The sequence below is a fragment of the Rhizobium sullae genome (genome assembly GCF_900169785.1).
Classification (GTDB): domain Bacteria; phylum Pseudomonadota; class Alphaproteobacteria; order Rhizobiales; family Rhizobiaceae; genus Rhizobium; species Rhizobium sullae.
Map to the genome: position 1 here is coordinate 1 of NZ_FWER01000111.1, position 8,142 is coordinate 8,142.

Annotated in this window: 9 protein-coding genes; all 9 read left to right on the forward strand. The window is 59.6% G+C overall.

Annotation, left to right across the window (positions count from 1 at the left end; all coding sequences use genetic code 11):
* Positions 1 to 358 precede the first annotated feature (358 nt).
* The 9 genes from BN1800_RS38470 (at position 359) to BN1800_RS38510 (ending at position 7,945) form a co-directional block, all read left to right on the forward strand.
* Positions 359 to 685 carry a BufA1 family periplasmic bufferin-type metallophore gene (locus BN1800_RS38470; protein WP_087006071.1) on the forward strand — a complete coding sequence of 109 codons (327 nt, stop codon included), beginning with the start codon at positions 359 to 361 and terminating at the stop codon, positions 683 to 685.
* Between the two features lie 32 nt (positions 686 to 717).
* A complete protein-coding gene (bufB, locus tag BN1800_RS38475) occupies positions 718 to 1,644 on the forward strand; it encodes an MNIO family bufferin maturase (protein ID WP_087006095.1) in 927 nt (308 codons plus the stop codon).
* On the forward strand, positions 1,631 to 2,431 hold the full coding sequence (locus BN1800_RS38480) for an HvfC/BufC N-terminal domain-containing protein (RefSeq protein WP_087006074.1): 801 nt from the start codon (positions 1,631 to 1,633) through the stop codon (positions 2,429 to 2,431). The genes bufB and BN1800_RS38480 overlap by 14 nt, the downstream gene beginning before the upstream one ends.
* 1 nt (position 2,432) lies before the next feature.
* Complete coding sequence (locus BN1800_RS38485) at positions 2,433 to 2,951, forward strand: DoxX family protein (RefSeq protein WP_244564810.1); 519 nt, start codon at positions 2,433 to 2,435, stop codon at positions 2,949 to 2,951.
* A gap of 1,066 nt (positions 2,952 to 4,017) precedes the next feature.
* Entirely contained in the window at positions 4,018 to 5,331 is a 1,314-nt protein-coding gene (locus BN1800_RS38490; RefSeq protein ID WP_087006077.1) for an epoxide hydrolase family protein, read from the forward strand.
* A gap of 75 nt (positions 5,332 to 5,406) precedes the next feature.
* Positions 5,407 to 6,039, forward strand: a complete 633-nt coding sequence (locus BN1800_RS38495; protein ID WP_179214017.1) for a VOC family protein — start codon at positions 5,407 to 5,409, stop codon at positions 6,037 to 6,039.
* 87 nt (positions 6,040 to 6,126) lie between these two features.
* On the forward strand, positions 6,127 to 6,825 hold the full coding sequence (locus BN1800_RS38500) for a type 1 glutamine amidotransferase domain-containing protein (RefSeq protein ID WP_087006084.1): 699 nt from the start codon (positions 6,127 to 6,129) through the stop codon (positions 6,823 to 6,825).
* 157 nt (positions 6,826 to 6,982) lie between these two features.
* The gene (locus tag BN1800_RS38505) at positions 6,983 to 7,693 is read left to right on the forward strand and encodes an SDR family NAD(P)-dependent oxidoreductase (protein ID WP_087006087.1); all 711 of its coding nucleotides are present in this window, start codon (positions 6,983 to 6,985) and stop codon (positions 7,691 to 7,693) included.
* 12 nt (positions 7,694 to 7,705) lie between these two features.
* On the forward strand, positions 7,706 to 7,945 hold the full coding sequence (locus BN1800_RS38510) for a tautomerase family protein (protein WP_087006092.1): 240 nt from the start codon (positions 7,706 to 7,708) through the stop codon (positions 7,943 to 7,945).
* Positions 7,946 to 8,142 lie beyond the last annotated feature (197 nt).

The following is an 8,142-nucleotide window of genomic DNA, read 5'->3' on the forward strand; positions in this document are numbered from 1 at the left end:
TCTCTCTCTCTCTCTCTCTCTCTCTCTAACTTGCCTTTCTGAGCTTGCTCACAGCCGCCGTTCCTGGCGGGCAGCGCGGTCTCGCCGGGCTGGTCTTCGCCGTTTGTTACATTTCTGCTCCGCAAACCTCGCCGCTGTTACGGAGTGAGCGAAGTACGGGACCGTCCGTATTCCGCTCCCTCACGGCGGTTGATCACGTTCAGCTCGGAGCAAGTTGGTCCATAGTCATCGTAGTCCGGCCGTCTGCTCACGAAACCGTGTACGCGGGTAATGTAACAAATCGCCCCTTTGGCTGCGAACAAGGCTCCGTGTGGCCTCGATCACGGGTCGCACAGGTCCTCAAAAATGGAGAGATGTCATGTCCAGGAAATCCACGATCAGTGCGGCCATGTTGGCCGGTGCCGTAGCGGCAGCGGTGTCGTCATCATTTGCGATCGCCGCACCGCTCTCGCAGGAGCAGGTCAAGGCCGCGATGGATGCCGGAAAGGAGAAGTGCTTCGGCGTCGCGCTCAAGGGTCAGAATGATTGTGCGGCCGGCCCCGGCACGACCTGCCAGGCCACCTCGACGGTCGATTATCAGGGCAACGCCTGGAAATTCGTCGACGGCGGCACCTGCACGACGATGGATCTGCCGGGCGACCGCAAGGGCTCGACGGAAGCGCTGTCGCGCGACCTTCCCTCGTAAGCCCAACCAGACACCGGAAAGTGGAGGCAATGATGCCCAATTTGGCAAAGCATACGGATATTGGCGCGTCGGGAACTCTCCGCTTTCCGGCGTATCCGATCGATGGCCGCGCTGGTACCAGCTTCAAGCACCAGCATCTGCCGTCGATCCTCGCGGACGATGATCGGAATGGAGGCTTCTTCGAAGTCCATGCGGAAAACTACATGGGCGCGGGCGGCCCGCCGCATGCCGCACTCGCGCGCGTCCGCGAGGACTATCCTGTTTCGCTCCATGGCGTGTGCATGTCGATCGGCGGGCCGCAGCCGCTGGACAAGGCACATCTGGCGCGCTTCGCGGGGCTAATCGAACGATATGAGCCCGCGCTCGTCTCGGAACATCTGGCCTGGTCGACTCACGACACGACCTACTACAACGACCTGTTGCCGCTCCCCTACACCGAAGCCACGCTGCGGCGTGTCGCAGAACATATCGATGAGGTTCAAGAGGCAATCCGCCGGCCGCTTCTGTTAGAGAACCCTTCGACGTACGTGCTGTTCAGGGAGTCGACGATGAGCGAGACCGCGTTCATCCGGGACATCGTGAGACGCACCGGCTGCGGGCTGCTGCTCGACGTCAACAACGTCTTCGTCTCGGCAATCAACCACGGCTTTTCCGCTCTCGACTACCTTTCCGAATACCCGCTCGAACATGTCGGCGAGATTCATCTGGCGGGACACACGGAGCAGGAGGACGACGAGGGTGATCTCCTCCTAATCGACAGTCACGACGGGCCGGTTGCCGACGCGGTCTGGAAGCTGTTCGACATCGTGATCGGGCGCTGCGGCCCTGTTCCGACGCTCATCGAATGGGACAGTGCCATTCCCGATTGGCCCGTATTGAAGGCCGAGGCAAAGGAGGCGCAGGCGATCCTCGATCGGTACGCGGCTCTGCGACTGGAGCGGATCAATGTGCGCGCTTAGGGGCTATCGTATCGAGGCTGCCAACAGCCCCGACTATCCGGAAGGCATCGTGGCTGGGCTGCTCGATCCCGCTCGCGCGACACCCCTTATCGTTGCCGGCCCGAACGGCAAGGCTGCCGGCAAGCGTTTCAATGTCTATCGCAACAATGTGACCGTTAGCCTGATCGATGCGCTCGCGGCCGTCTTCCCCGCCACGCTGCGCATCACCGGAGAGACGTTCTTTCGTGCCATGGCCCGGTTCCACGTCCGCGAGACGCCGCCGACATCACCGTTGCTGTTCGAGTACGGCCGGGATTTTCCGGATTTCATCGAGCGCTACGAACATGCGCAATCCATGCCATGGCTCGCCGACGTCGCGCGCATCGAGCGGGCCTGGCTTGATGCGTATCATGCGGCAGATTCCGCTGTGTTGCAGCCGAATGTCCTTGCCTGCGTCCCGCCGGAACGGCTCGGTGACCTCATTTTCGATGCGCATCCGGCAACCCGCATCGTTCCTTCTGCCTATCCGGCCGTGACGATCTTTTCGGCCAACAGGGCGAGCGATGCGGTCGGCCGCATCGAGGCCACGGCAGCGGAGAGCGCACTGGTAACACGGCCGATGCTGGAGGTGGAGGTTCGCCGCCTTCCGCAAGGCGCCGATATCTTCCTCGCCGACCTCATGGCGGGCGAGCCACTTGGAAAAGCTGCGGCGACAGCGAGCACGAGCTGCCCAGAATTCGATCTCGCGACCGCTATTCGCACGATGTTCGAGGCGGGTGCGTTCACGGCGGTCCGCGATGGAGGATGAGATGCTGACTTCTATACGAAAATTTTTCCACAATCCCGTCACCCGAGGGAAGACAGGCTGGCTCGGTCGGATCGATGGCCTGATTGCCACCTTTGCGCCGACATCGCTGGCCCAACTCGCCTTGCGCTTTGGGCTCGCCGTGCCCTTCTGGCGCTCAGGCATGAGCAAGTGGGACGGCTTCCTGCAGTTGAACGATGTGGCCATCCTCCTCTTCACATCGGAATTCAAATTGCATCTGCCGGGCGGGCCCTATGACTACCCGGCGCCAGCCGTGATGGCCTTTGCGGTCGCGTGCGCGGAAGTTTTGTTGCCGATCCTTCTGGTTCTCGGATTGATGACGCGGCTTGCGGCGCTCGGACTGCTCGCGATGACGATCATCATTCAGCTCACGGTGCCAGACGGATGGCCCATTCATTTGACCTGGGCGGCGATGGCACTCGGTGTTATTACTTGGGGGCCGGGCAAGTGGGCGCTCGACAGGTGGATCGCCGCCCGCAACCCCCATCCCGGCGACGAGTAACCGCTAACGTCTGTTATCAGTAGCGGTCGTCTGTCAGAACTCACGATAGCAGCTTTTGCATGGGTCGGACCGCATATCTGGCTGAAAGTGTCGGCCCGCCTGCATCAAAACGCCGCCCGCAACATGAAGCCAAGCCAAAACGCTCGCGGGAGAGAAGCAAGGCCATCAAGAAACGCTACGCTCGCCGTGCTCGCCTACGTCGTGCCGACCTTCATCACGAGCTTTGTCTGGCATCTTGTGGCGTTTCACCACGCTACGAGACTGAATATCTACCGGCCCGACCCAATCATCCCGTCCGGGGTCTGGCTCGATGCTCGTACAGGGTTTGCCGTATTGCAGATTCCGAGGCAATCCGCCCCCGCATTCCGAAATGATGCCGCTCCAGTCCGCCGTGGCTGAGGGCCACGACCTGCCCTTCAGCCACCGCAACACCGAACTCGTTGCTTACCGGCCAGGCTACGCGCTGTGATTAGTCAGTTCCCATCATTGAGATAGCCGGCGAACCCGACCGCCTTGAGCGGAACCGAACCGCAGAGCCACTCAAAGCTGCTGTGCAATTCCAGTTGAGACATTGTGCGACTTTCGAAGCACAGACCGAGAACATTTGGGATTGATCGGCCGGCCCCCTACAAGGGCAATACGACACGAGCATGTCCCACTCGCGTAGATGCTGCCAGTTACTCACTTTGGGTTAAGTGACACTAGTATAGTTCTCGGCTATAGCTGCCTCGCCATTCGACGCCCTGAAATGCACCTAAATAATCCCATTCTTTACACCGAATTCGATTAGCAAATGCGGGCGCGCAGTGCTGCACGAAAGGTATCTGATAATCGACAAAGATGGCGAAGAACGAACTTTCGTCATGTCCCATATGCGATGTGTCGGCTACCAAAGTGATTGATGCCGTTGGCCACGCCTTTAGTCCTACTGTTGTTGCGACCCAGTGTAGGGCGGCTCGATCATAGGTCACTGTCATTTCCTATTGGAGGATGCCCTGGCAACCGCGGCTGACCTCAAGGTTTGGCAGTCAAACCGCTGAACGCAGACGCAACAAGGAGATTCAAGATGCGTAAGCGACTGAGTCCCGAAGTTATCAATCAAGACCGGCGCCGGATCTTTAGCGCAGCTGCGATGGGAATTGCGGCTGCGGCTGCCGCGGGCGTTTTCCCTTATCCGACGATGGCGGCCACGGCTGACGAAATCCGCCCATTTCGCGTCGATATTCCGGACGACCAACTTGTCGATCTCCGCCGCCGCATCGCCGCCACACGGTGGCCTGACCCGGAGACGGTTAATGATCAGTCCCAAGGCATACAGCTCGCGAAGATCAAGCCGCTCATCGAGTATTGGGGGACCGACTACGACTGGCGGAAGGTGGAAGCAAAACTGAATTCCCTGCCCCAATTCGTTACCAAAATCGACGGAATTGACATCTATTTCATTCACGTCCGTTCGGAGCAGCCCGGCGCTTTGCCTGTGGTTATCACCCATGGCTGGCCCGGTTCGGTGCTTGAGCAACTCAAAATCATCGATGCGCTCACGGATCCAACCCGCCATGGCGGGCTTGCTGAGGACGCGTTCGATGTGATCATTCCGTCGATGCCGGGCTATGGCTTTTCCGGCAAGCCAACGAGCGTCGGTTTTGGCCCCGACCATATCGCGCAAATCTGGGCCAAGCTGATGAAGCGCCTCGGTTACACGCGCTACGTTGCGCAGGGCGGCGATTGGGGCTCCCCAGTCTCAAACGCGATGGCGCGCCAGGCACCTGAAGGTTTGCTCGGCATCCACATCAACCTGCCGGCGATCGTACCGCCCGAGATTGCCGCGGTGCTTGCGGTCGGCGGGCCTGCGCCAGCGGGATTGACCGAGAAGGAGCGCGCGACGTTCGATGCGCTCAGCGCTGCCGCAAAGATGGGGAACAGGTCATATGCGGTGATGATGGGAACGCGGCCGCAGACGATCGGCTATGCGCTTGCGGACTCGCCGGTCGGCCTTGCCGCGTGGATGCTCGGGCATCCCGGTTTCTCGATGTGGACGTACAATAGCGACGATCCCGAAAAGTCGCCTGACGAGGTGCTTGACGATGTCACGCTTTACTGGCTGACGAACAGCGGTACTTCATCGGCGCGGCTCTACTGGGAAACCGGTGGCCGCAGCCCTGCATTTGCGGGCGCGGAGATGACATCCGAAATTTCGCTGCCGGTCGCCATCACCGTTTTTCCGGGCGAGAGCTATCGCGCGCCGGAGACATGGGCGCGGCGCGCCTATCGCAACCTGATCTATTTCCACGAGGTCGACAAGGGTGGTCACTTCGCCGCTTGGGAACAACCGACAATTTTCGCCCAAGAATTAAGGGCGGCATTCAGGTCGTTGCGATAACCAACCTGATGGGGAGTAGGACGCCCCACTCAAGGCCTGACGTTCCATTCGATGTCAGTATCTGCGGATCGAAACATGCCGCACTCAGTGAGAAGTTCGTCCAATAACAAGGAGATAACTATGACAAATGCAGGAGCAGACATGAGACTCGAGGTGGCCGTTATCCCTGTATCGGATATCGATCGCGCCATGCGCTTTTACGATAGCCTGGGTTGGAGGCTTGATGCCGACTTCGTCAGGAAAGATGGGTCTCGCGCCGTCCAGTTCACGCCTCCCGGCTCACCCTGTTCGATCCATTTGGGTAGGGCAACAGGCCTTTTTCTCATCGTGTCCGACATCGAAGCCGCGCGTGCGGAACTCACCGAGCGCGGTGTCGAAGTCAGCGAGGTGTTCCACAGCGGGGATGGGCCTGGCCGAGTCCAGGGCGCGGATCCGGAGCGGCGCAGTTACGCCTCATTCGCCTCATTCAGCGATCCAGACACCAACAGCTGGCTGCTCCAGGAGGTGACCGCGCGGTTGCCTGGACGCGTCGACACCGACAACACGACATTCAACTCGTCTGCGGAGCTTGCATCAGCGCTCCGTCGCGCAGCGGCTGCGCACGGCGAGCACGAGAAACGCACTGGCGGTCAGCACGATGAGAATTGGCCGGATTGGTACGCCGAATACATCGTGCGGGAACAGGCGGGCGAGGAGCTGCCGGCATGACTGAAGGCCCCCGTTCGCCAGCGAGCTTATTGCTGCGTTGTCTATCGTTATGGGCACCGCACCAACCATGATCAAGGAGAGTTGGCAATGAAGATCTTGATGGTACTGACGTCGCACGATGAGCTTGGCAATACCGGAAAGCCAACCGGCTTCTGGCTTGAGGAGTTCGCTGCCCCTTACTACGTGTTCAAGGATGCGGGGGCCACCGTTACCTTGGCCTCGCCGAAGGGCGGCCAACCGCCGATCGATCCCAAGAGCGATGAACCTGGCAACCAGACCGACGCTATGGCGCGGTTCAAGAGCGATCCGGCGGCACAGAAGGAACTGGCGAATACTGCGAGGCTCAGCGGCATTCAAGCGGAGGACTATGACACGGTCTTCTATCCAGGCGGTCATGGACCGATGTGGGACCTTGCCGATGATCCAACGTCGATCGCTTTGATCGAAGCCTTCCACAATTCCGGCAAGCCGGTCGCTGCTGTCTGTCATGCTCCGGCGGCTCTACACAAGGTCAGTTATCAGGGACAGCCCATTGTGAAGGGCAAGCGGGTTACGGGCTTTGCCAATTCCGAGGAAGAAGCCGTGCAACTGACCGAGGTGGTGCCGTTCCTCGTCGAGGATGAGCTTAAACGACTGGGCGGCCTCTATGAGAAGGCTGCCAACTGGGCTGATTTCTCCATCGTCGACGGACGACTGATCACCGGCCAGAATCCGGCCTCGTCCGCCTCTGCTGCAAAGCTGCTGGTCAAGTTGTTACAAGCTGAACCTGCGGTCGCGGGCAACTAGCTACAGGGGACGGTCGCTCGCTCTCTTTAAGATAGGCCCTCAGTAGTTATTCGCCCAAGATGAGGGGTCGATACATCAGAAGGCGGGCTGTCAGGCCTGTCCCGATCCAGGCTTCCGGCAGCATTCCGCCAGCCGGTAGATGTTATGGAGGCTCAGCATGGACAGTGAACGAAAAGTGGCGATCATAACCGGCGGCTCGCAGGGCATTGGTGCGGGTCTCGTTAAGGGTTATCGGGATCACAGCTTTAGGGTTGTGGCAACATCTCGCTCAATCGAACAGAGCAGCGACTCGGACATTCTCACTATCGCAGGCGATATAAGCGATCCCGAGACAGCCGAACGTATTGTACGGGAGACAATCTCGCGCTTTGGCCGTATCGACACCCTTGTCAACAATGCCGGCATCTTTATTGCCAAGCCCTTCATCGAATACACCGCACAGGACTTCGCCTCGAAAGTCGCAACGAATGTCGCGGGCTTCTTTTATATAACGCAGCGTGTCGTCGTTGAAATGCTTAGACATGGATCCGGCCACATCGTCAGTATCACGACGAGCCTGACGGATCAGCCGGTTGCCGGCGTTCCTACGGTGCTTGCCAACCTTACCAAGGGCGGCATCAACTCGGCCACCAAGGCACTCGCCATCGAATATGCCGCAAGGGGCATACGGGTGAATGCCGTTTCGCCCGGCAACATTAGTACCCCGCTGCATCCTGTTGAGACCCACGAATTTCTCGCGGCGATGCATCCGGTCAAACGCATGGGTGAGATTCGCGACGTCGTCGAGGCCGTTCTCTACCTGGAGTCCGCGTCCTTCGTCACCGGCGAAATCCTTCATGTCGACGGTGGCCAGAGTGCCGGCCATTAAAGGAGTTTACCCATGCCTATCGTCACCATCCAAGTTACGCGGGAAGGATCCGCTCCTGGTCGCGATTCCGTGACGCCAGAGGAGAAAGCATCCTTGATTGCCGGAGTGAGCCAACTCTTGTTCGATGTTCTTCACAAGCCTCTTGAGGCGACCTTCGTGGTCATCGAGGAGATTGAACTGGAGAACTGGGGTTGGGGCGGCCTGCCGGTGGCGGAATACCGTAAGCAGCTCGCCAGGACTGGCGATCAGTGACGGCAACGAGCAGGTGAACGCCGTGATTGTCAAATCTGCACAGAACAGTCCGATCCTGGTGACCGGAGTATAGATGCCATTGGCGGCCATCTCACCGCAATGCTTCTTGCCAAGGGGAATAAGGTGTGCGCCTTGGTTCGGCGGGAACCCGGCGCACCCGCCACATGCTCCAGCGCTAGCCGCGACGCCTCCGGGCG